Source organism: Vibrio sinaloensis (assembly GCF_023195835.1).
Lineage (GTDB): Bacteria > Pseudomonadota > Gammaproteobacteria > Enterobacterales > Vibrionaceae > Vibrio > Vibrio sinaloensis_C.
In genome coordinates this window covers 2,595,026-2,617,822 of the sequence record NZ_CP096199.1, presented here as the reverse complement: position 1 = coordinate 2,617,822, position 22,797 = coordinate 2,595,026, and the positions used below count along the sequence as shown (strand labels likewise).

At 47.4% G+C, this 22,797-nt stretch carries 20 protein-coding genes; 9 read left to right on the top strand and 11 right to left on the bottom strand.

What is annotated here, in order from left to right:
* Positions 1-10: 10 nt before the first annotated feature.
* The 4 genes from rsmE to metK form a co-directional block, all read right to left on the bottom strand.
* On the bottom strand, positions 11-742 hold the full coding sequence (gene rsmE, locus MTO69_RS11795; RefSeq protein WP_248329472.1) for a 16S rRNA (uracil(1498)-N(3))-methyltransferase: 732 nt from the start codon (positions 740-742) through the stop codon (positions 11-13).
* A 78-nt stretch (positions 743-820) separates the two neighbouring features.
* The gene (locus MTO69_RS11790; RefSeq protein WP_248329470.1) at positions 821-1,318 is read right to left on the bottom strand and encodes a SprT family zinc-dependent metalloprotease; all 498 of its coding nucleotides are present in this window, start codon (positions 1,316-1,318) and stop codon (positions 821-823) included.
* A 70-nt stretch (positions 1,319-1,388) separates the two neighbouring features.
* The gene (locus MTO69_RS11785) at positions 1,389-2,186 is read right to left on the bottom strand and encodes a DUF2189 domain-containing protein (protein ID WP_248329468.1); all 798 of its coding nucleotides are present in this window, start codon (positions 2,184-2,186) and stop codon (positions 1,389-1,391) included.
* A gap of 278 nt (positions 2,187-2,464) precedes the next feature.
* On the bottom strand, positions 2,465-3,619 hold the full coding sequence (gene metK, locus MTO69_RS11780) for a methionine adenosyltransferase (protein ID WP_248329466.1): 1,155 nt from the start codon (positions 3,617-3,619) through the stop codon (positions 2,465-2,467).
* A gap of 314 nt (positions 3,620-3,933) precedes the next feature.
* Here metK and tkt point away from each other — a divergent pair, with 314 nt between their 5' ends.
* On the top strand, positions 3,934-5,928 hold the full coding sequence (tkt, locus tag MTO69_RS11775) for a transketolase (RefSeq protein ID WP_248329464.1): 1,995 nt from the start codon (positions 3,934-3,936) through the stop codon (positions 5,926-5,928).
* A gap of 76 nt (positions 5,929-6,004) precedes the next feature.
* On the opposite strand, the gene MTO69_RS11770 is transcribed toward tkt, so the two are convergent.
* Positions 6,005-6,241, bottom strand: a complete 237-nt coding sequence (locus MTO69_RS11770; RefSeq protein WP_248329462.1) for a hypothetical protein — start codon at positions 6,239-6,241, stop codon at positions 6,005-6,007.
* 196 nt (positions 6,242-6,437) lie between these two features.
* On the opposite strand from MTO69_RS11770, the gene epd reads away from it, so the two are divergent.
* From epd to mscS, 4 genes are all read left to right on the top strand, one after another.
* Positions 6,438-7,478, top strand: coding sequence for an erythrose-4-phosphate dehydrogenase (epd, locus tag MTO69_RS11765; protein WP_248329460.1), 1,041 nt, complete (start codon positions 6,438-6,440; stop codon positions 7,476-7,478).
* A 155-nt stretch (positions 7,479-7,633) separates the two neighbouring features.
* Complete coding sequence (locus MTO69_RS11760; RefSeq protein WP_248329458.1) at positions 7,634-8,794, top strand: phosphoglycerate kinase; 1,161 nt, start codon at positions 7,634-7,636, stop codon at positions 8,792-8,794.
* 153 nt (positions 8,795-8,947) lie between these two features.
* Positions 8,948-10,024, top strand: a complete 1,077-nt coding sequence (gene fbaA / locus MTO69_RS11755; protein ID WP_248329456.1) for a class II fructose-bisphosphate aldolase — start codon at positions 8,948-8,950, stop codon at positions 10,022-10,024.
* Positions 10,025-10,303: 279 nt separating this feature from the next.
* Positions 10,304-11,167: a small-conductance mechanosensitive channel MscS gene (gene mscS, locus MTO69_RS11750; RefSeq protein WP_248329454.1), complete on the top strand. Its 864-nt coding sequence runs from the start codon at positions 10,304-10,306 to the stop codon at positions 11,165-11,167.
* Between the two features lie 45 nt (positions 11,168-11,212).
* Here mscS and MTO69_RS11745 read toward each other — a convergent pair whose 3' ends face one another.
* Positions 11,213-11,695 (bottom strand): YbaK/EbsC family protein, encoded by a 483-nt coding sequence (locus MTO69_RS11745; protein ID WP_248329452.1) that lies wholly within the window; start codon positions 11,693-11,695, stop codon positions 11,213-11,215.
* Positions 11,696-11,707: 12 nt separating this feature from the next.
* Entirely contained in the window at positions 11,708-12,325 is a 618-nt protein-coding gene (locus tag MTO69_RS11740; protein ID WP_248329450.1) for a LysE/ArgO family amino acid transporter, read from the bottom strand.
* Between the two features lie 110 nt (positions 12,326-12,435).
* On the opposite strand from MTO69_RS11740, the gene MTO69_RS11735 reads away from it, so the two are divergent.
* Both MTO69_RS11735 and MTO69_RS11730 read left to right on the top strand, forming a co-directional pair.
* Positions 12,436-13,332 (top strand): LysR family transcriptional regulator ArgP, encoded by an 897-nt coding sequence (locus MTO69_RS11735; RefSeq protein ID WP_248329448.1) that lies wholly within the window; start codon positions 12,436-12,438, stop codon positions 13,330-13,332.
* A 106-nt stretch (positions 13,333-13,438) separates the two neighbouring features.
* Positions 13,439-14,134 (top strand): oxidative stress defense protein, encoded by a 696-nt coding sequence (locus tag MTO69_RS11730; protein ID WP_248329446.1) that lies wholly within the window; start codon positions 13,439-13,441, stop codon positions 14,132-14,134.
* Between the two features lie 56 nt (positions 14,135-14,190).
* On the opposite strand, the gene pykF is transcribed toward MTO69_RS11730, so the two are convergent.
* Positions 14,191-15,603 carry a pyruvate kinase PykF gene (pykF, locus tag MTO69_RS11725; protein WP_248329444.1) on the bottom strand — a complete coding sequence of 471 codons (1,413 nt, stop codon included), beginning with the start codon at positions 15,601-15,603 and terminating at the stop codon, positions 14,191-14,193.
* 431 nt (positions 15,604-16,034) lie between these two features.
* Here pykF and MTO69_RS11720 point away from each other — a divergent pair, with 431 nt between their 5' ends.
* Together MTO69_RS11720 and glmS are read left to right on the top strand one after the other, a co-directional pair.
* Complete coding sequence (locus MTO69_RS11720; RefSeq protein WP_248329442.1) at positions 16,035-16,796, top strand: DeoR/GlpR family DNA-binding transcription regulator; 762 nt, start codon at positions 16,035-16,037, stop codon at positions 16,794-16,796.
* Between the two features lie 96 nt (positions 16,797-16,892).
* Positions 16,893-18,725: a glutamine--fructose-6-phosphate transaminase (isomerizing) gene (gene glmS / locus MTO69_RS11715; protein ID WP_248329440.1), complete on the top strand. Its 1,833-nt coding sequence runs from the start codon at positions 16,893-16,895 to the stop codon at positions 18,723-18,725.
* A gap of 83 nt (positions 18,726-18,808) precedes the next feature.
* On the opposite strand, the gene MTO69_RS11710 is transcribed toward glmS, so the two are convergent.
* From MTO69_RS11710 to MTO69_RS11700, 3 genes are all read right to left on the bottom strand, one after another.
* Positions 18,809-19,339 (bottom strand): MltR family transcriptional regulator, encoded by a 531-nt coding sequence (locus MTO69_RS11710; protein WP_248329438.1) that lies wholly within the window; start codon positions 19,337-19,339, stop codon positions 18,809-18,811.
* Between the two features lie 52 nt (positions 19,340-19,391).
* The gene (locus tag MTO69_RS11705) at positions 19,392-20,540 is read right to left on the bottom strand and encodes a mannitol-1-phosphate 5-dehydrogenase (protein WP_248329436.1); all 1,149 of its coding nucleotides are present in this window, start codon (positions 20,538-20,540) and stop codon (positions 19,392-19,394) included.
* Positions 20,541-20,632: 92 nt separating this feature from the next.
* Positions 20,633-22,582: a PTS mannitol transporter subunit IICBA gene (locus MTO69_RS11700; protein ID WP_248329434.1), complete on the bottom strand. Its 1,950-nt coding sequence runs from the start codon at positions 22,580-22,582 to the stop codon at positions 20,633-20,635.
* Positions 22,583-22,797 lie beyond the last annotated feature (215 nt).

Sequence of the window (22,797 nt, the reverse complement as noted above, 5' to 3'; positions counted from 1 at the left end):
TTTTCTCCGTTTAACCAAGATCGCCGAAACGAACTTGCAAGGCTGTAATTGCAGTAAGAGCCGCGGTCTCTGTGCGTAACACACGTGGACCGAGCAGTGTCTCTTCGAATTTATAGTTTTCGGTCATGCTGATTTCTTCAGCAGACAAACCACCCTCAGGGCCAATGAGAAGGCGTACTTTTTCTACTGGCGTGGGTAGGGTGTTAATTGAGTATTTTGCCCGTGGATGCAGATTGAGCTTCAAGCCGTCGTACTCTTCAGCGCACCATTCTTCTAGTTGCATGATAGGACGAATCTCTGGAACGGTATTACGACCACACTGTTCGCAGGCGCTAATGGCGATTTTTTGCCATTGAGCGAGTTTTTTCTCAAAGCGCTTTGGATCGAGTTTGACACCGCATCGCTCAGAAATAAGCGGGGTAATGGTGTTGACGCCTAGTTCGACCGATTTTTGAATAGTGAACTCCATTTTGTCACCACGTGAAATGACCTGACCTAAGTGCAGATCGAGTGGCGATTCACTGCTGCGTTCAACGCGCTGTTTGAGCGCAACTTCGACGGTTTTCTTTGATACGTGACTGATCTCGGCTGGGAATTCTGCACCTTGACCGTCAAACAGTATCACTTGCTGTCCTTGCTTCATTCTCAGTACGCGCCCGATATGGCCTGCGGCGTCTTCGCTAAGGCTGAGGGTGCCTAACTCAGTGATAATGTGAGGATGATAAATTCGAGGGATGCGCATTGGGTACCGATTTCCAGCAACTGAATAGATTACCCTCTAACATGGATGCTTTATGATGAAAAAACAAGGGGCTCTAGATCAGGATAACTGGCGGCCAGTAAAACTGAGTGGTTGATGGCATCGCTGGCAGCGATAAAAAGCCTGGTTACGTAACACCTTGTTGTGACGACGAATGGTCAACGGGAAGCGATCACAGCCGCATTGGTACTCGAATGTCTTGCCTTGTACCGAGCTGACTTCAAAGCTATGCGTGGTTTTCGCTGGCACCTTAAACAGTGATTCCATGATCCCTTGCCACTCTTTGCCGTGGGGTTTCACCCGGCCATACACTTGGTAGGCTATCAAGTGGGCAACTTCATGAGGAATCACTTCGCGCAAAAAGTCCGCTCGATTCTCAACGAAGAGGACAGGGTTGAGGCGAATTTCATTCAGCTGTAAATAGGCTTTGCCGGCCGTTTTGCCGCGGAGTTTAAAACTGAGTTTCGGTATAGGGAATGAACGTTGAAAGTGTTGGGATGCGGTATCGATGCAGTTTGCTATCACTTGCATCGCGCGGTACTCATTTTCTTTATCCAAGGTTCACTCCAAACAAAAACGCCTCTGTCTCCAGAGGCGAATCATATACCGAATTACCCAGCGTTTCGACTTACGGGTGATGTTTCTTTTTGATGATCTCATGGTAGGCGTGCCAGGTGGCGTAGCCGAGAATTGGCATGGTAAACAGCATACCTATGCCGTAAGTGGCAAAGCCGACCAGAATACCGCCGCATATCAGTGCTGCCCAAACAATCATGGCTGGAATGTTCGATTTAACTGCGTTAAAGCTTGAGAACACGGCGGTCATCATATCCACACGGCGCTCCATCATTAACGGGATAGAGAAAGCGGAGATACTAAACACCACACAAGCGAGCACAAAACCGACCAAAGAACCAATCACCAAGAATGGCATAAATTCACTCAAGGGCGCACCTTGCACTGAAGGGTAGAGCGCATGGAGCAGCGCCGCGATCCGCATCCAAAAAATCATACACACGGCCAGCATCACCGCAAATGCCCATTGTGAGGTTGAATTGCGGCCAATCGCCTTCATTGAGTGAAGTAGGCTAGCACTGTGTCCTTTTTCACGCTCCCAACTCGCATCATAGAGGCCAAGCGCCAAGAATGGGCCTATTAGCATATAAACGACTAAGCTCGGCATCACCACAAGGTGCGTGCCTTGCCATTGTACTAGCAGCACAATACCTATCGCCGCTGCCATAAAGCAAAGGCCATAGAAAGCGCTGATTAATGGCATACGCACGAAGTCATGAAGACCGAGCGATAGCCAATGGAAAGGGGCAGAAATACTCACTTGGTTGCACGGTATCGTGCGTGCGTATTCTGAATCTTTGACTTCCTTGTGTTTTGCGTCGAAGTCTTGTGGGTTCACCGTACGAGGCATACATCCTCCTTGATCGATTCTCTACCAACACTGCCGCTTGTCTCTAGCAGCAATGAACGAAACTCGATGCCCGGCTTGGCGACGTCGTTGATGTAAGCGGCGCATCAGTTACTCTGTTTACGAAGCGAACGCGATAATCGATTCATTCGTTAACATATTTTTAACTATTGACCGTGTCAGCGGAAAATACAAATATGTGCGCAAAATTTATCCACAAACAAAAAAGGCTTTTGGTTACCCAAAAGCCTTTTCAAGCAAATTAATTTGTTAGATCTAAATTACTTAAGACCCGCAAATTCACGCAGTAGTGCTGCTTTGTCTGTCGCTTCCCAAGGGAACTCTTCGCGACCGAAGTGGCCGTATGCCGCTGTCTTCTTGTAGATTGGTTGCAGAAGGTTCAGCATCTCTTGCAGGCCGTATGGACGTAGGTCGAAGAACTGACGTACCGCTTCAATGATGATGTCGTGAGAGACTTTCTCGGTACCAAAAGTTTCGACCATGATCGAGGTTGGATCAGCCACACCAATCGCGTACGAAAGTTGGATTTCACAACGGTCAGCTAGGCCAGCTGCAACGATGTTTTTCGCCACATAACGTGCTGCGTATGCTGCGCTACGGTCTACTTTTGATGGATCTTTACCTGAGAAAGCACCGCCACCGTGACGTGCTGCACCGCCGTAGGTATCAACGATGATCTTACGACCAGTTAGACCACAGTCCCCCATTGGACCGCCGATAACAAAACGACCGGTTGGGTTGATGAAGAAGTTGGTGTCTTTGTTGATCCACTCTGCAGGTAGAACTGGCTTGATGATCTCTTCCATTACCGCTTCGCGCAGGTCTGGCGTCGAGATTGAATCACAGTGCTGGGTGGATAGTACCACGGCGTCGATACCAACGATTTTGCCTTGGTCGTATTGGAAAGTCACCTGAGATTTTGCGTCTGGACGCAACCAAGGTAGAGAGCCGTTTTTACGTACTTCCGCTTGCTTTTGAACTAGGCGGTGAGAGTAAGTAATCGGAGCTGGCATAAGAACGTCTGTCTCGTTACATGCGTAACCAAACATGATGCCTTGGTCGCCCGCGCCTTGCTCTTTAGGATCGGCTTTATCGACACCTTGGTTAATGTCAGGAGACTGTTTACCGATGGTGTTCAAAACTGCACAAGAGTCAGCATCAAAGCCCATGTCTGAATGTACATAGCCAATTTCACGTACGGTTTGGCGTGTTAGCTCTTCAATGTCTACCCAGGCTGAGGTTGTGATTTCACCACCAACCATCACCATGCCAGTTTTTACGTAAGTTTCACACGCAACACGCGCTTTTGGATCTTGTTCAAGAATCGCATCAAGGACTGCATCCGAAATCTGGTCTGCAATTTTATCTGGATGACCTTCTGATACTGACTCAGAAGTAAATAGGTGCTTAGCCATATGAGCTCCACTTTAATCTACATACAGGCTCTGACATGTTCAGAGGCCGAAGAATAATACTTGATATTGTAGGTGTATCTACATCTAGACGTCTATTCTAGTTTGCAGTGCTCGGATTACAAGTTCTTTTTTGTTATTTGATAAAGCCAAACGTTTGCATCTTATTGCGCTACAAGTTAGTAACTTTGAACGATTTGAGCTGAAATCGAGGAAAATTGTGAGCTTATTGCTTGGAAAACGATTGCACAGCTGATAGCGCTTTGAGAGAATTATCGCCCCTTTTTTGATTCGCTTAAATGCACTCAGGAGCTGCAATGTCTTCTCGTCAACACCTCGCTAACGCTATCCGTGCGCTCAGTATGGACGGTGTACAACAAGCTAACTCTGGTCACCCAGGCGCCCCAATGGGTATGGCTGATATCGCTGAAGTTCTTTGGCGTTCACACCTAAATCACAACCCAGCAAACCCAGAATGGGCTGACCGTGACCGTTTCGTGCTTTCAAACGGCCACGGCTCAATGCTGATTTACTCACTGCTGCATTTGAGCGGCTATGAGCTGTCTATTGACGATCTGAAAAACTTCCGTCAGCTACACTCGAAAACGCCAGGTCACCCAGAGTACGGTTACGCCCCAGGTGTTGAGACAACAACCGGCCCACTAGGTCAAGGCATCACCAACGCGGTTGGTATGGCGCTAGCTGAGAAAACGCTTGCCGCGCAATTCAACAAACCAGGCCATGACATCGTAGACCACTTCACTTATGCATTCATGGGTGACGGCTGTCTGATGGAAGGTATCTCTCATGAAGCTTGTTCACTCGCGGGGACACTAGGTCTTGGCAAACTGATCGCTTTCTGGGATGACAACGGCATCTCTATCGATGGTCATGTTGAAGGCTGGTTCTCTGACGATACACCTAAGCGTTTTGAAGCGTACGGCTGGCACGTTATTCCTGCAGTTGATGGTCACGATCCTGAAGCGATCAACGCCGCTATTATTGCAGCTAAAGCGGATCCACGCCCAACACTGATTTGTACTAAAACAGTGATCGGTTTCGGTTCACCAAACAAATCTGGTTCACACGACTGTCACGGTGCTCCATTAGGTGCAGAAGAAATCGCAGCGACTCGCAAGCAACTTGGTTGGGAGCACGGTCCATTTGAAATTCCTGCTGATGTTTATGCAAAGTGGGATGCAAAACAATCGGGTGCTGAGAAAGAAGCGGCTTGGAACGCGAAATTTGACGCATACGCGGCAGCTTATCCAACTGAAGCGGCAGAGCTTAAGCGTCGTTTAAACGGTGAACTACCAGCGCAGTGGGAAGCGAAAGCCAATGCAATCATTGCTGAACTTCAAGCAAACCCTGCCAACATCGCATCACGTAAAGCGTCTCAAAACGCGCTAGAAGCGTTTGGTGCTATGCTACCAGAATTCCTAGGCGGCTCGGCTGACCTAGCGCCTTCTAACCTCACCATGTGGTCTGGCTCTAAGTCTGTTTCTGCAGAAGATGCGTCGGGTAACTACATCCACTACGGCGTACGTGAGTTCGGCATGACGGCTATCATGAACGGTATTGCGCTACACGGAGGTTTCGTCCCATACGGCGCGACGTTCCTAATGTTCATGGAATACGCTCGTAACGCAATGCGTATGGCGGCTCTGATGAAAGTTCAGAACATTCAAGTTTACACGCACGACTCTATCGGCCTTGGCGAAGATGGCCCAACTCACCAACCGGTTGAGCAAATGGCATCGCTACGTCTAACGCCAAACATGAGCACATGGCGTCCATGTGACCAAGTGGAATCAGCAGTAGCTTGGAAACTGGCTATCGAACGTAAAGACGGCCCGACGTCGCTGATCTTCTCTCGTCAGAACCTTGCCCAGCAAGAGCGTGATGCCGAGCAGCTTGCTAACATCGCTAAAGGTGCTTACATCCTGAAAGATTGTGCAGGTAAACCAGAGCTTATCCTTATCGCAACCGGTTCTGAAGTTGAGCTAGCGGTAGAAGCAGCAGCTCAGCTAACCGCTGAAGGTAAGCAAGTGCGCGTGGTGTCAATGCCATCAACGGATGCATTCGACAAGCAAGACGCTGAGTACCGTGAAGCAGTACTGCCATCAGACGTAACTGCTCGTATCGCTATCGAAGCAGGTATTGCTGACTTCTGGTACAAGTATGTTGGCTTTGGCGGCAAGATCATCGGTATGACAACATTCGGTGAGTCAGCGCCAGCAGGCGAACTGTTCAAGATGTTCGGTTTCACCACTGAAAACGTAGTGAACACAGCGAAAGAGTTATTGGCTTAATCAAGCTGGTGTCGAAGAAAAAGAGAAAACCGAGCCACTTGGCTCGGTTTTTTATTGGCTTCAGTGAGCTTAAGTGTTATTCAAACTCATTGCCCCAATTGTCCTTCTCTTTGTGACCACATACTTTACACTTCACGTATCGATCCATGTCGTAGTAATGGCCACCATTGATAAAGGTGTGAGCCATCAGCTTAACTCTTCCAAGCAACGAACGATCAGTGTCGTAGCTGCTGGTCTTTCTCACTAAGACCTCACTATGGGGTGTTTCTTGATTGCATTGTTGGCAAAAGTGAGTCGCTGGGAATCCAGTCATGGTGATTTCCTTTGGTTGAAAAACTAGAGGACAAACAGCCAAAGCAGTTCACCGACTCGGTGCCAATATCTATATATTCAGCATATTAATCAAGTTGGATATTATGCTAACTTCGACTTATATCACTAACTTAATGCGCTTTAACCTGCTATCGGTTACTATTTGTGACACGAAAATGATGTAGGGCGATGGAATCATGCTAAAAGTTGCGATCAATGGATTTGGACGTATCGGTCGTAATGTACTGCGTGCAGTATATGAAAGTGGTAAAAACCAACAGATCAAAGTGGTGGCGGTGAATGAACTTGCGCAACCAGATGCGATGGCGCACTTACTGCAATACGACACCAGTCATGGCCGTTTTGGCAAGAAGGTCAGCAACGACCAGGAACATATCTACATCCATCACGATGCCCCGCACCAAGGGACAGGTGACTTTGATTCGATTCGTATCTTACATCTGAGTGATATTGAGCTTCTTCCTTGGCGAGACCTAGAGGTCGACCTTGTCTTAGATTGTACCGGCGTTTTCGGCTCTCAAGCGGATGGCCAAGAGCATATCAAAGCTGGGGCGAAGAAAGTGCTGTTCTCACACCCTGGCGCCAATGATCTCGACAATACGATTATCTACGGCGTCAATCATGAGACGCTAAAATCTGAGCATAACGTGGTATCCAATGGCTCGTGTACCACCAACTGTATTGTGCCCATCATCAAAGCATTGGACGATGCGTTTGAAATTGAGTCAGGCACCATTACCACTATTCACTCCTCGATGAATGATCAGCAAGTCATTGATGCTTATCACTCTGATTTAAGGCGTACCCGCGCTGCCAGCCAATCTATCATTCCGGTTGATACTAAGTTGCATAAAGGCATTGAAAGAATATTCCCGAAATTTTCTAACAAATTCGAGGCAATTTCGGTGCGTGTACCCACAGTTAACGTCACGGCGATGGACTTAAGTGTCACAATTAATACAAATGTGAAAGTTAATGACGTAAATCAAACCATTGTTAAGGCATCTCAGTGTACATTACATGGCATTGTTGACTATACTGAAGCGCCGCTTGTTTCTATCGACTTTAATCACGATCCCCATAGCGCGATCGTCGATGGAACCCAAACACGAGTGAGCAACGGGCATTTGGTCAAAATGCTTGTCTGGTGTGATAACGAATGGGGGTTTGCGAACCGTATGTTGGATACAGCGCTCGCAATGCAATCAGCGAAGTAAAATGTCTCGCTGGTGGGTGGAGAATATTTATTTTTACGTTTGAAATAAATATTGATAGTCTCCCTTTACACCAAAACGTTTGAAGAATTACTAGGTCTGGCAGGGTTGCCGGGCTACTGAAAACTTTACTTATTGAATATTTGAGAGGACACATCATGTCTGTAATCAAGATGACTGACCTGGATCTAGCAGGTAAACGTGTATTTATCCGTGCGGACCTAAACGTACCTGTGAAAGAAGGCAAAGTGACTTCTGATGCACGTATCCTAGCATCTCTACCAACGATCAAGCACTGTCTAGAAGCAGGCGCGAAAGTTATGGTTACTTCTCACCTAGGTCGTCCAACTGAAGGTGAATACGCAGAAGAGTTCTCTCTACAACCTGTTGTGAACTACCTAAACGACGCACTAGATTGCGAAGTTAAACTAGCGAAAGATTACCTAGATGGCCTAGAGCTAAACACAGGTGAGCTAGTGGTTCTTGAAAACGTTCGCTTTAACAAAGGCGAGAAGAAGAACGAAGAAGAGCTATCTAAGAAATACGCGGCACTTTGTGACATCTTCGTAATGGATGCATTTGGTACGGCTCACCGTGCTCAAGCGTCTACTCACGGCGTTGGTATGAACGCGCCTGTTGCGTGTGCTGGCCCTCTACTAGCGGCTGAACTAGAAGCACTAGGCAAAGCAATGGACAACCCAGAGCGTCCACTTGTTGCTATCGTTGGTGGTTCTAAAGTATCGACTAAACTAACAGTTCTAGAGTCTCTATCTAAAGTCGCTGACCAACTTGTTGTTGGTGGTGGTATCGCGAACACCTTCATCGCAGCAGCAGGCCACAACGTAGGTAAGTCTCTATACGAAGCTGACCTAGTTGAAACTGCACAGAAGCTAATGAAAGAGTGTTCTATCCCAGTCGCAACTGACGTTGCATGTGCAAAAGCATTCGACGAGAACGCAGAAGCTGAAATCAAGAATGTTGCAGACGTTGCTGATGACGACATGATCTTCGACCTTGGTCCAGATTCAACAGCGGCTCTTGCTGACATCATCGCTAACGCGAAAACTATCCTTTGGAACGGCCCTGTAGGCGTATTCGAGTTCAAGAACTTCGAAGCGGGTACTAAAGGTATCTCTGAAGCGATTGCTAAATCTGCAGGTTTCTCTGTAGCGGGTGGTGGTGACACGCTAGCGGCTATCGACAAGTTCGGTATCAAAGCGGACGTTTCTTACATCTCTACAGGTGGCGGTGCGTTCCTTGAATTCGTTGAAGGTAAAGTACTACCAGCAGTCGCGATGCTTGAAGAGCGCGCTAAGTAATTGAAGCAAAGCGGGGGAGTTTCTCTCCCGCTTTGTTGTTTGCTGCACATCACAGTTTTTTGCTAGAATAGCGCGAGTTGTGAGCAAACGTTTGCAAGAATTTAAACTTAACAAGTTTTATTTTTAAAACGACAGATAAATAGGATTGAATCCATGTCTAAGATCTTCGATTTCGTAAAACCAGGTGTTATCTCTGGCGACGACGTACAGAAAGTTTTTGAAGTTGCTAAAGAGAACAACTTCGCTCTACCAGCAGTAAACGTTGTGGGTACTGATTCAGTAAACGCAGTACTAGAAGCAGCAGCTAAAGTTAAAGCTCCTGTTGTTGTTCAGTTCTCTAACGGCGGTGCAGCTTTCTTCGCTGGTAAAGGCGTTAAACTTGAAGGTCAAGGTGCTCAAATCCTTGGTGCTGTAGCAGGTGCAAAATACGTTCACGCTGTTGCTGAAGCTTACGGTGTACCAGTTATCCTACACACTGACCACGCGGCTAAGAAACTTCTTCCATGGATCGACGGTCTACTAGACGCAGGTGAAGAGTTCTTCGCTCAAACTGGTAAGCCTCTATTCTCTTCTCACATGCTAGACCTTTCTGAAGAGTCTCTAGAAGAGAACATCGAAACATGTGCTAAGTACCTAGAGCGCATGGCTAAAATGAACATGACAATCGAGATCGAACTTGGTTGTACTGGTGGTGAAGAAGATGGCGTTGATAACTCTGATATGGACGCTTCTGAGCTTTACACTTCTCCAGAAGACGTTGCATACGCGTACGAGAAGCTAAGCGCTGTTTCACACCGCTTCACTATCGCAGCTTCTTTCGGTAACGTACACGGCGTATACAAGCCAGGTAACGTGGTTCTAACTCCAACTATCCTACGTGATTCTCAAGCATACTGTGCAGAGAAGTTCGGTATTGCACCAAACGCTCTAAACTTCGTATTCCACGGTGGTTCTGGCTCTACTCAAGAAGAGATCCAAGAGTCTATCGGTTACGGCGTGATCAAGATGAACATCGATACTGATACACAGTGGGCAACTTGGGATGGTATCCGTAAGTACGAAGCGGAAAACCGTGAATACCTACAAGGTCAAATCGGTAACCCAACGGGTGAAGATGCACCGAACAAGAAGTACTACGATCCACGTGTTTGGCTACGTAAAGGTCAAGAGTCAATGGTTGCACGTCTAGAGCAAGCATTCGCTGACCTAAATGCAGTAGACGTACTATAATTCGTCACCAGCTACTTTTTCAAAACCCGCTCGAATGAGCGGGTTTTTTTATATCGGTGCAAAGTGGCGAGAATCAGCGGGTTGCAGTTACGACTCAAACAGTGGATACCGTGTTACACAACAGATTTTTGAGCGCGATTTGCAAAAAGTTAACTTTGCGATTGGTCAAAAGTGCGCTATTGTGCCAAAAAAATGACATTGCCACCTTCAATGTATCACAGGTACGCTGGTGGTCGTGTTAAGCAGTTATATTCATGCAGTCTTTAGAGGATAAATAATATGTCAGATGAGTCAGTTGGGATCGAAGCCCCATTGGTTGAAGGCTTGAGCCAAGCGGAAACATGGTTGAACAATAATTCAGATTTGCTGATTCAGTACGGTGTGAACATCATCTCAGCGGTACTGATCCTGTTTATTGGTAACATTATCGTCAAAGCGGTCGCCAACAGCGTTTCTAAAGTGCTAGAAAAGAAAAACATGGATAAGGCTGTGGTCGAGTTTGTCAGTGGCCTAGTTCGATACCTGTTGTTTGTGATTGTACTGATCGCTGCGTTGGGGCGCTTGGGGGTGCAAACCGCTTCCGTTGTTGCTGTGATTGGTGCTGCGGGCTTAGCCATTGGTCTCGCGCTGCAAGGCTCTCTTTCAAACTTTGCTGCAGGCGTACTGATTGTTGCATTTCGTCCGTTCAAGTCGGGTGACTATGTGGAAGTTGGAGGGGTTGCGGGTAGTGTTGAAGCGATCCAAATTTTCCAAACTGTCCTCAAAACGCCAGACAACAAGATGGTTGTGGTACCTAACTCGGGCGTAATCGGCGGATCAATCACTAACTACTCTCGTCATGCAACTCGCCGTGTGGATATGGTGATCGGCGTTTCATACAAAGCGGATCTTAAACAAGTCAAGCAAGTGATCCGTGAAACGCTAGAGAAAGATCCTCGAATTCTCAAAGATCCTGATATGACCATAGGTGTGCTTGCACTTGCCGACTCATCAGTAAACTTTGTGGTTCGTCCTTGGGTGAAAACCGCGGATTACTGGGGTGTGTACTTCGATTCTATGCAAGGCATTAAAGAGGCCTTAGATGCTGCTGGTATCGAAATTCCTTTCCCACAGATGGATGTGCACCTCAACAAGGTGGATTAATCCCATCGAGGATAACGAGAAAAAGCGAGGCTGAGCCTCGCTTTTTTACATCTCAAGTATCGGATTATCTAAATGCTTAAGCACGGTTGCGAGATCTTGACCTGCAAAGCCAACAGTGGCCTCGGGTCTGCCCGGGGTATAAAGAATCTCCTGCTGTTGATAGAGCCGGGTATCGACAATGATGGGAATCTCACTGGGTAAGCCGAAAGGGCATACCGCTCCAGCCACGCAGCCGGTCACTTCAGTCATCTGCTGATCATCGACAATCGATGGGCGTTTCCCTGTCAATGCTTTAATCGCTTTGCTATCAAGTCGAGAATCCTTATCGGTTAAAAGCAGTGCATAGCCCGCGCCTTTGAGACGAAGAAATAGGCTCTTGCTGTGGGTCCCTGTCCAACCCAATCGCTGTGCAACCATGATATCGGTGGCAAAGTCTAAGATGGGCTCATGTTGCCATTCTCTGAACTCTATGTTGAGTCGCGTTAGCAACTCGATGTTAAAGCGATAGATGCGCTCTAGCTTATCCATACATTTCCCTATTTATTTCAGCAATTCCTTGGCCAACATTAAGGCAATCACAAACATCATGATTGCGACTGCAAGGTCTATCCCTTGTTTCACTCTTGGCTTTGATAACGTGGGTGCCAGCTTAGCGGCGGCAATAGAAAGCGCGAAAAACCAAGTAAAAGAGGCGGCAATTGTCCCAATAGCAAAAGCGAGGCGGTCGCTGCCACTAAACTGGCCGCCAATCGAGCCTAATATCACCACAGTATCGAGATAAAGATGCGGGTTTAGCACGGTAACCGCAAGTGCGCCAATGATCACCGCTTTACGTCCTGACAATGACGGGGATTGGGCGAGGTGACTCTCTGTTGGAAACAAGGCGCTTTTCAGTGACAACCCACCATAGAAAGTGAGAAAAGCTATGCCACCGAGGGTGACCAACAGCAACAAGGTTTCATTTTTTGCCAGTAGCGCACCTCCGCCAAAGATACCCAATGAGATAAACAAGGTGTCTAATACGCTGCAAATGGTAGCGGTGGTCAGGTGGTGGTGACGTTTGATGCCCTGGTTTAACACGTACGCGTTTTGCGCACCGATAGGAATAATCATACTCGCACCTAGGCCAAAACCTTGTAACATCAGCCAAAAATTCACTTCATTGTCTCCCTTTGATTGTTGATGAGTTAAAGATAAATAAATAGAATTCATAAGTATATTTAATGATATTTATGATTGATTAGTAACTCTAATATTAGGAGGGGGTGATGCGAGGATTAGATTACCGCTGGATTGAAGCGCTGGAGGCAGTGGTCAAAGCGGGCAGTTTTGAACGGGGAGCGCAAACGCTGCATGTGTCGCAATCGGCAATATCACAACGGATCAAGCAACTAGAGAAGTTTCTTGCTCAACCGGTTTTAATCCGCGAACAACCACCGAAACCCACCTTGATTGGCCAAAAATTGTTGGGCTTTTATCAGCGAGTTCAGCTTTTGGAGACAGAGTTGATTCCCGAGCTCGGCAGCCACAATCAAGACAAGATACAACGCGTTTCGATTGCCACCAATGCCGATAGTTTGGCGACTTGGTTACTGCCTGCTTTGGCGCCAATTATGAAATCGCATCGGGTTGAGTTTAACTTTGCGGTTTTTCCGGAAGCGCGTACCTTACATAAACTCAAAAATGGGGAAGTGGTGGGGGCGCTCAGTGTGGAGCCTAAAGCCATGGCCGGGTGTGAGGCGCAATATCTAGGGCGGATGGATTACGTGTGTGTGGCGAGCCCAGAGTTTGCCAAGCGTTACTTCGCCAATGGCGTCAACCGGCAAGCATTGCAAAACGCACCAGCGGTCTCTTTAGATCACTACGATCCGCTGCATCGTGATTTTTTAACTCAGCACTTTAATATCGAGCCAGAGTCGATTGCCCATCATCATGTGGCGAGCTCTGAAGCGTTTGTCAATCTTGCACTAATGGGCTGCGCGTATTGTTTGATCCCCAAATTGCAGATCGAGGCTGAGCTTACGTCTGGTCAGTTGATGGATTTGATGCCGGGATTCTTCATGAGCTTTGAGATTTATTGGCATCACTGGCAACTCGAAACTGGTTTGCTTAGATCGATTAGCGAGGCGATTATCGCTCATACCCAAGATTTGCTGCCCAAGTAATCCTATTTTGGTGCGTTAATTCTCTGTCAGAACTTCCTGCGCTTGCTTGGTCTAATCTTGTCCACTATCTATGATGTATAGATTTAAAGCGATAGGGTATATCAGTATGAAGTTTATTCCAGTGTGGGTTGCAGCGATCACTTTATCCACTTTGAGTGCTAATGTGATGGCTAACACGCCAGACTTTCCGCACTTAGTCACCACTGGATATGGTGAAGTTGTAGCTAAGCCTGACATGGCGCAGTTCTCGGTGAAGATCGTGGAATCAACCATGACCGCCGAACAGGCCAAGCAGGCGGTTGACCAAGTGGTGATGAGCTTTCTTGATGCTCTGAATCAGCAAGGAGTTGAGAGCAAAGACATTGCTAGTTCCAATCTGTATATCACTCCTCAGTACCACTATCCGAAACAGGGCAAGCCTGAACTGGTCGGCTACCGCGCGACCCGAAGTATTACCGTGACTGTCCAGCAGTTGGCAAACCTAAACCAGTATCTCGATTTAGCGTTGAACTCGGGGATCAATCAAGTCGACAATATTGAACTGAAAGTGCGTGATCAAGCCTTGTATCAACAACAGGCGAGATTGGCCGCGATCAAAGACGCCAATGATAAGGCTGAATCGCTAGCCGAAGGGTTTGGGAAGGAGATCCAAGATGTTTGGCGAGTTGACTATAATATGTCGAGCCATCAACCAGTATTGATGCGTGCAATGGCGATGGATGGGAACGTAGAATCGAATACTTATCAAGACTCGACTATAGTGATACGAGACCGTGTCGATGTGATTTATCAGCTTGATTAATAGTAGAAAAGCAAAAAGAGGGCCGAGGCCCTCTTTTAGTGTCTGTCGCGTTTCTATTATAGAACGTGTACAGAAGCAGTGTTAGTTGTGCCTGAAGCGACTAGAGCACCAGAAACCATCACAACGATATCACCTTTGTTACCTAGACCAGATTCTAGAGCCAGTTCTTTACCCGCTACGTAGAATGCGTCAGTGCTGTCGATAGAATCAACAACCACTGGAGTCACACCTTTAGTTAGAACGAGCTGAGCAGCAGTCTTAGTGTTAGTGGTTAGAGCTAGGATGTTTGCTGTTGGGAAGTACTTACGTACTGAACGTGCAGACTTACCACCTTCAGTTGCAACAACGATAAGTGGAGCCGCTAGTTTCTCAGCTGTGTCTACCGCGCCTTTACATACCGCTTCAGTGATGCGTAGGCGTGGGCTGTCTAGACGAGAACCTAGTTCAGCTTTTAGCGCTGAATCAGTGCGGTTCGCGATTTGAGCCATGATAGTGACGGCTTCAACTGGGTACTTACCTTTCGCTGTTTCACCAGAAAGCATAACTGCGTCAGTTCCGTCCATTACGGCGTTAGCAACGTCGCCTGCTTCCGCACGAGTAGGACGTGGGTTGTTGATCATAGAATCAAGCATTTGAGTTGCAGTGATAACCATCTTACGTGCGCGGTTACACTTCTCAATCATCATCTTCTGAGCGAAGATGACTTCTTCAGCTGGGATTTCAACACCTAGGTCACCACGAGCAACCATGATGCCGTCAGAAAGCTCTAGGATCTCGTCGAAGTTATCAACACCTTCTTGGTTTTCGATCTTAGAGATGATGTGGATGTTCTCGCCGCCGTTTGCAGCCAGTACTTCACGGATTTCTTGAACGTCAGACGCTTTACGGATGAAAGATGCTGCAACGAAGTCAACGCCTTGCTCACAACCGAATTTAAGGTCGTTCTTATCTTTTTCAGATAGTGCAGGTAGGTTTACAGAAACGCCAGGAAGGTTAACACCTTTGTTTTCGCCTAGTGCGCCGTTGTTAAGCACTTTACACTTAACTTCAGTTTCAGAAGTTGCAATAACTTCCATTTCGATTAGGCCGTCGTCTACTAGGATAGTGTTGCCAACGTTTAGGTCAGCGGCAAAGCCTGCGTAAGTTACCGCAACTTTATCTTTGTTACCAACAACTGAAGTGTCAGTAGTGAAAGTGAACTCTTGACCAGCGACTAGATCAACGTCGTCGCCGTTTTCTAGTTTGATAGTACGGATTTCTGGACCTTTAGTGTCGAGTAGGATAGCCAGTTGCTTACCTGTCGCTTCCATTACTTTACGGAAGTTCGCGATACGAGTGCCGTGCTCTACGTAGTCACCGTGAGAGAAGTTTAGGCGCATTACGTTCATGCCTGCGTTTACTAGTTCAGTTAGCTTCTCTACAGATTCAGTTTTAGGGCCAATCGTACATACGATTTTGGTCTTTTTCATGGAAGATACTCTCCGGTCAATATAGTTACAATTTGAAAGTCGGTTATTGGTCTGAAACCAAGGCTGTCACTAAGGCATTTTGTGCCTGCCAACTTGAGTAGACAGCGCCGAATTTAGTTGGCTTCAGAACTGAAAGTCTTTCACAAAGTTTAGTCATTTTCTGACCAACTTGTTGGGATTATAGACGCTATTTTTGTGACGGCCCTAGGATAAGCTGGGGTTATTGGCAAAAAATAACGGTCAATTCTGTAATTTTTTTTCTTTTCGGATGCGAATTCTACCACTGAATCATTTCAATATCACTGCTTAAGAATTGTCTTAGGACAAGGTTTTTGCGCTATTTATTAATTTTTTGGATCGAAATAAATGGACATAAAACTTTCGACTTGACTATAATTGCTTTCACTTCGAAACTTTAAAATCAAAATTAAATGTCGAAACGAAATACTCAATTAAGAAGACACGCGATTTCTAATCTAGTGAATGAGAAAGGTGAAGTCAGTGTGGAGGAGCTATCTCTCCAATTTGAAACCTCAGAAGTCACGATTAGAAAGGATTTGGCCTCGCTTGAAACCAATGGTCAACTGTTGCGTCGTTATGGTGGTGCCATCGCCCTTCCAAAAGAGGTGGTGAGTGATGAATTGAGTGAAAATATTTCGGTTCGAAAGAATGAGCTGGCTCAAGCTGCTGCGAAGTTGATTCGTGAGCATAACCGCATCGTCATCGACAGTGGCAGTACCACCGCTGCCCTGATTAAACAGCTAGACGGTATGCGTGGTTTGGTGGTGATGACGAACTCTCTCAATGTGGCCAATGCCCTCAATGAGCTAGAAAGTGAGCCCACCTTGCTGATGACTGGCGGCACTTGGGATGCCCATTCGGAGTCATTTCAGGGGCAAGTCGCTGAGTCTGTCCTGCGTTCCTATGACTTTGACCAATTGTTTATTGGGGCGGATGGGGTCGATCTTGATCGGGGCACTACGACATTTAATGAGTTAGTCGGCTTAAGCAAAGTGATGGCTGAAGTGTCCCGAGAGGTGATAGTGATGGTCGAGTCAGAAAAAATTGGCCGTAAGATCCCCAACTTAGAACTCGCATGGCAGGCCATCGATATATTAATTACCAACAAAGATTTAGCGCCTGAGGCTAAGCAAAAAATTGAGTCTCATGGTGTCAAAGTCGTTTGCGCCTAAGCACACGACGACAATCGAATACTACTATATTAAAAACACTAGTCCGACATTGGCCTTTGCTTGCTGCCACTCGGAATCAACAAATTGGAGTTACTTATGTGTGGAATCGTCGGTGCAGTTGCACAACGAGACGTCGCTGAAATTTTGGTAGAAGGATTACGCCGCTTAGAGTACCGCGGTTATGACTCAGCCGGTGTTGCTGTTGTTGATAGTGCTTCAAATCTGACTCGTGTGCGTCGTTTGGGCAAAGTTCAAGAGTTGGCTGACGCTGTTGACTCAGCACAAGTGGTAGGTGGCACAGGTATCGCCCACACTCGCTGGGCAACACATGGAGAGCCATCTGAAGCCAACGCACACCCACACATGTCTGGTGACATCGCGGTGGTGCACAACGGCATTATCGAGAACCATGAACAACTGCGCGAACTGCTGCAATCGCGCGGCTATGTGTTTGAATCTCAAACCGACACAGAGGTTATCGCGCACCTAGTTGAATGGGAACTTCGTACTTCAGAAACCCTGCTTGAAGCGGTACAAAAAACAGCAAAACAGTTGGAAGGTGCCTACGGCACGGTTGCGCTGGATCGCAATGATCCTTCACGCATCGTCGTGGCGCGTTCAGGCAGCCCTATTGTGATTGGTTTTGGTGTTGGTGAGAATTTCCTCGCTTCAGATCAGTTGGCACTGCTGAACGTAACGCGCCGCTTTATGTACCTTGAAGAGGGCGACGTCGCCGAGATCACTCGCCGTGAAGTCACGGTGTTTGATGCGACTGGCGAGCGTGTTGAGCGTGAGATTACTGAATCTAATGCAGAGCATGATGCGGGTGATAAAGGTCAGTACCGTCACTTCATGCAAAAAGAGATTTATGAACAACCGACTGCGCTTATCAACACGATGGAAGGGCGTATTACCGCAGATTCTGTCGTCACAGAAGCGATTGGTGTTAACGCCGCGGAAATCTTAGCCAAGGTAGAGCACGTACAGATCGTGGCTTGTGGCACCTCATACAACGCAGGTATGACGGCGCGTTACTGGTTTGAAGACATTGCAGGCGTGAGTTGTGACGTCGAAATCGCCTCTGAGTTCCGTTACCGCAAGTTTGTCACTCGTCCAAATAGCCTATTGATCACCTTGTCTCAATCTGGTGAAACTGCCGATACGCTCGCAGCGCTTCGCCTAGCGAAAGAGAAAGGCTATATGGCAGCGATGACCATCTGTAACGTGGCGGGCTCTTCTCTGGTTCGTGAGTCAGATTTTGCCTTTATGACGCGCGCTGGGGTAGAAATTGGTGTTGCATCCACCAAAGCCTTTACCACTCAGCTTTCCGCTTTATTAATGTTAGTGACAGCTCTGGGCAAGCAGCAAAACCGCATCAGCAAAGAGAAAGAAAAAGAGATCGTAGAAGCGTTGCACGCGCTGCCTAAGCAGATCAATGCGGCGCTCTCTTTTGAGAAAGATATTGAAGCGCTGGCAACAGACTTTGCCGACAAGCACCATACTTTGTTCCTTGGTCGTGGCGAGTTCTACCCAATCGCGATGGAAGCGTCGCTGAAACTGAAAGAGATCTCGTACATTCACGCAGAAGCTTACGCGGCGGGTGAGTTGAAACATGGTCCTCTGGCTTTGATCGACGCTGATATGCCAGTGGTTGTGGTAGCGCCAAGTAACGATCTGCTAGAGAAGCTCAAATCAAACGTGGAAGAAGTACGTGCACGTGGTGGCCTGCTGTACGTGTTTGCCGATGCCGACGCAGGCTTTGAAGGCGATGACACAATGAAGATCATTACCATGCCGCACGTTAGCGAAATCACGGCGCCTATCTACTACACCATTCCAATGCAGTTACTCTCGTACTACGTTGCATTGATCAAAGGGACGGACGTAGACCAACCTCGCAACCTAGCGAAAGCGGTCACGGTAGAGTAGGTCTCAGAGGAAAGTAATCAGCCGAGGTATGATGCCTCGGCTTTTTTATTGGTGAGTGTGAACAAAATGAGTCGGTTGAATGATTAGAAAGGGCTGTCTCTACCAAGCTCATTACAAATTTCCACAATGGCGAGAGACAATCCAGACTTGATGATTTGTTGTTGTCGCTGCAGTTGCAACTGGTAAAAGTCGAGGTCGATATCGTCGTCTGGCTCACTCACTTCTAATTGAACCATGCCCATTTTTTGCACTAGATGTAATTGTTTAATCGGGCCGAGCACATTCGGGTTGGTAAACTCATAGTCACGAGCGTCACTGTTGAGCTCATTTTTGATTTTGATGATGTCTTCAATATCGTGATAGACGTCGTCGGGCAGAACGCCAAGTCCATAGAGAAGTTTTAAGCGCACGGAAAGAGCGCCGAGCGGCCCAGAATCACCGAGCAGTGGGCCAACCACGGATTGGACGGCAAAGTTGTCTTTACGAAAGATTCGCTGGATCAGGGCATCAATAGCATCCTCGAATACATCGACGGCAGCGATAAAGAAACCCCGCACCGACGGTGCGCCGTTTAATCGCTCTATAATCTCGCTTTCGTTAATTCTGTCTGCCATACATTAAACTTGTAACTGATAAATGAGGGGAAATACTTCCCCTCGATGGGACTTAAAGCGCATTGAAAATGCGTTCAATCTGCGTGACTTCCTGACTGTTTTTGTCTAGGCCAGTGTAGTGCGCTAAGGTGGCACCAACTCCTTTATCTGCAATAGATTGCTGCAGTTCAATGGCTTGCGGGTCGTCTTGATTTTGGTATTTTAAGGCTGCCGCAATACCTTTTAGAAGTGCTTTATTTTCAATGCCATACTCTATTGTACCCAGTAATGGTTTGACTAATCTATCGTTTGGCCCCAATTTGCGAATCGGTTGACGTCCAACGCGATCCACTTCATCCACGAGGTAGGGGTTGGCAAAGCGGTCAAGGATCTTGTTGATATAGGCATGATGTAGCGGACGCTCAAATCCGTAGCGCTGAATCAACACTTCACCACTTTCGAGCATGGCTTGTTTGACCTCGGCGTAGATGTGCGGATCTTCGATCGCTTCACGTATGGTGCGGTGCCCTTTTAAACAGCCCAAATAAGCAGTGATGCAGTGTCCGGTATTGAGGGTAAATAGCTTGCGCTCGACAAAGGCCATCAAGTTATTGGTTTTTTCCATCCCCGCGATGTCTGGGATTTCGCCTTTGAACTGTTGCTCATCAACAATCCATTCGCTGAAGCTTTCCACGGTAACTTCGAGCGGATCATCGTTGGCCGCCTCTGCGGGAGGAACAATGCGATCGACTGCTGAGTCGACAAAGCCAACCAGCAGATCAGCTTGTGAGTGCAGTGCTGGGTCGAGATGTTTGTATACTTCGCCTTTAAGGTGCGTTGTGCCGCGTACCATGTTTTCACAGGCAATGATATTGAGTGGCTTAACATTGCCGACTTCAAAGCGCTTGGCAATGCCAGTGGCGATGGTTTTGGCAATGATATCTAAAACGTTGGGCCCCACTGCTGTGGTGACTAAATCGGTTTTAACAATACGATCAATGACTTCTTCACTGGCTGAGTTAACCGCTGTGACATGAGTCACGGTGTCGATTTGGCACTCGCTGCCAACGACTTTAACTTTGTATTGTTGTTGATGGCTGAGTTGATCAACCAGCGGTGTGTCGACGTCGGCGAAGGTGACTTCAACATTGGCATCAGCCAAAAGTTTGCCAATAAAACCACGGCCGATATTGCCCGCACCAAAATGAACTGCATTTTTCATAATTTACCTACCATTAAAATAACGACTCTAGGGTGAGGTCAACCGCATGGGGGGAAGTGACAGCTGACCTCGATTTTGCTCAGGAGCAAAAATTAAGCGGCTTGTGAGCTTGCTAAGATGCGCAAGATTTCATTGACATCGTTAGTGCTGGTTAGCCTTTCGATCGCCTGCGGCTCATCGAGTGCGTTGGTAATGGTAGTGATGACTTGAATGTGTTCGTCGTTTTTGGCGGCAATGCCGATAACTAACTTAGCCACGTCATCTTGGTCTTCAGTGAACTGAACACCTGCTGGGTATTGGCAGATCACTATGCCTGTCTTTTTCACTTTGTCTTTTGCTTCGACGGTGCCATGCGGCACTGCAATGGACTCGCCGAGGTAGGTCGGAACCAGTTTCTCTCGCTCGAACATAGCGTCGACGTATTCAGGGTCAACGTAACCCATTTCGACCAGCTTCTCTCCGGCAAAGCGGATCGCTTGCTCTTTATTGGCTGCGTTAAGCCCTAAGTAAATATTGTCTTGGCCTATTTTAAACACCGAACTCGGTTGAGGTTCATAGTGATCATCATTCGCCGCTAATACCGAGACCTTTGCTGCACTGTCGTCATTGGCGGCGATTGTTTGCGCAGCCAGTAATGATGTGACCAGCTGGTTGTACATCTCGCTGTCTAGAAAATTGGTCAACGAAATATGGCGTGCGTTTGGCGCGTGCTTTCGAGCGCGGTCGGTTAAGTCTTTGTGGGTAATCACGATATCGGCACTCTCAGTCAAGCTATTGATGGCGAGGTTATTGACCTGAATCGCCAGGCCTGCGTCTTGTACCTTTTTACGCAACATACTGGCGCCCATGGCGCTTGAGCCCATCCCAGCGTCACAGGCGACGATGATGCTCTGTACATTCGCTAGGTCGATATCGCCTTTTTTGCTGCTACTGATGTTGGCTCCACTGTGAGCGCCAGATTTCATTTCTTTCATTTGCGACGTGGCTTTTGTTAGTGCCGCTTCGTCGCCGTCTTGCTCGCTAGAGGTTTGCGTTTTCATCAATAGAGACGCCACAGCAAATGAGACCCCAGCGGCACCCGCGATAGAGGCTAGCACACCGACAATGGAGGCTTTTGGTGTCATCAACAAGACTGCGAATATTGAACCTGGAGAGGCAGGTGATACCAATCCGGCATTGAACAGCACAAGGATAAACACACCAGTCATACCACCGGCGATGGCAGCAAGAATAAGACGCGGGTTCATCAAAATGTACGGGAAGTAGATCTCGTGAATACCACCAAAAAAGTGAATGATGGACGCGCCGCCAGCAGTTTGACGAGCCGTTCCTTTACCAAACACCATGTATGCGAGCAAGATACCTAAACCTGGACCTGGGTTCGCTTCGATCAAGAAGAAGATCGATTGGCCCATATCGGTCGCTTGTTGAATGCCAAGTGGTGAGAAAATACCGTGGTTGATCGCATTGTTGAGGAACAGGATTTTGGCTGGCTCAACAAAGATCGAAGTCAAAGGGAGTAAGTGTGCCGAGACTAGGAAGTTCACCCCTGCCGCCAATCCGCCTGATAAGACTTTGACAAAAGGACCGATAAAGAAGAAGGCGATAATGGCACAGGCCATCCCAATGATGCCGGCAGAAAAGTTGTTGACCAACATCTCGAAGCCACTCTTCACTTTGCCATCGATGTAGTTGTCAAACTTCTTGATTGCCCAGCCCCCTAAAGGACCGACCATCATTGCGCCCATAAACATCGGAATATCGGTACCGACGATCACGCCCATAGTGGTTATCGCACCCACGACGGCGCCGCGGTCACCACCGACCAATTTACCACCGGTATAGCCGATCAATAGTGGCAACAAGTAGGTGATCATCGGACCGACCATGGCCGCGAGCGTTTCATTTGGCAGCCAACCGGTTGGGATAAATAGTGCAGTGATAAAGCCCCACGCAATGAATGCGCCAATGTTAGGCATTACCATATTCGATAGAAAACGACCAAAATTTTGTATCTTGATCTTAGTGTCTGGTGATATCATAACAGTTCCCCGTTTGATGTTCTGATGAATATTGTAGTAGTACGGTTCGCCAAAACCGTTGATTGCTTAGTACCCAATCAATTTACCACACAAATTCAATTCGGAACTGATGACGGGTTTTTTGTGATTTAAGTAACGAAAAACCAACCCACCAAACAAAATCTTAGTGATCCCTTTCTCTTTTTGACGCTGTAATTTTTTGACATTATATGAAG

What these genes read in the sequence shown, in the direction of transcription:
- rsmE (WP_248329472.1), bottom strand. Translation starts at nt 742, where the DNA reads ATGCGCATCCCTCGAATTTATCATCCTCACATTATCACTGAGTTAGGC.
- MTO69_RS11785 (WP_248329468.1), bottom strand. Translation starts at nt 2,186, where the DNA reads ATGCCTCGTACGGTGAACCCACAAGACTTCGACGCAAAACACAAGGAA.
- metK (WP_248329466.1), bottom strand. Translation starts at nt 3,619, where the DNA reads ATGGCTAAGCACCTATTTACTTCTGAGTCAGTATCAGAAGGTCATCCA.
- tkt (WP_248329464.1), top strand. Translation starts at nt 3,934, where the DNA reads ATGTCTTCTCGTCAACACCTCGCTAACGCTATCCGTGCGCTCAGTATG.
- MTO69_RS11770 (WP_248329462.1), bottom strand. Translation starts at nt 6,241, where the DNA reads ATGACTGGATTCCCAGCGACTCACTTTTGCCAACAATGCAATCAAGAA.
- epd (WP_248329460.1), top strand. Translation starts at nt 6,438, where the DNA reads ATGCTAAAAGTTGCGATCAATGGATTTGGACGTATCGGTCGTAATGTA.
- MTO69_RS11760 (WP_248329458.1), top strand. Translation starts at nt 7,634, where the DNA reads ATGTCTGTAATCAAGATGACTGACCTGGATCTAGCAGGTAAACGTGTA.
- fbaA (WP_248329456.1), top strand. Translation starts at nt 8,948, where the DNA reads ATGTCTAAGATCTTCGATTTCGTAAAACCAGGTGTTATCTCTGGCGAC.
- mscS (WP_248329454.1), top strand. Translation starts at nt 10,304, where the DNA reads ATGTCAGATGAGTCAGTTGGGATCGAAGCCCCATTGGTTGAAGGCTTG.
- MTO69_RS11745 (WP_248329452.1), bottom strand. Translation starts at nt 11,695, where the DNA reads ATGGATAAGCTAGAGCGCATCTATCGCTTTAACATCGAGTTGCTAACG.
- MTO69_RS11735 (WP_248329448.1), top strand. Translation starts at nt 12,436, where the DNA reads ATGCGAGGATTAGATTACCGCTGGATTGAAGCGCTGGAGGCAGTGGTC.
- MTO69_RS11730 (WP_248329446.1), top strand. Translation starts at nt 13,439, where the DNA reads ATGAAGTTTATTCCAGTGTGGGTTGCAGCGATCACTTTATCCACTTTG.
- pykF (WP_248329444.1), bottom strand. Translation starts at nt 15,603, where the DNA reads ATGAAAAAGACCAAAATCGTATGTACGATTGGCCCTAAAACTGAATCT.
- MTO69_RS11720 (WP_248329442.1), top strand. Translation starts at nt 16,035, where the DNA reads ATGTCGAAACGAAATACTCAATTAAGAAGACACGCGATTTCTAATCTA.
- glmS (WP_248329440.1), top strand. Translation starts at nt 16,893, where the DNA reads ATGTGTGGAATCGTCGGTGCAGTTGCACAACGAGACGTCGCTGAAATT.
- MTO69_RS11710 (WP_248329438.1), bottom strand. Translation starts at nt 19,339, where the DNA reads ATGGCAGACAGAATTAACGAAAGCGAGATTATAGAGCGATTAAACGGC.
- MTO69_RS11705 (WP_248329436.1), bottom strand. Translation starts at nt 20,540, where the DNA reads ATGAAAAATGCAGTTCATTTTGGTGCGGGCAATATCGGCCGTGGTTTT.
- MTO69_RS11700 (WP_248329434.1), bottom strand. Translation starts at nt 22,582, where the DNA reads ATGATATCACCAGACACTAAGATCAAGATACAAAATTTTGGTCGTTTT.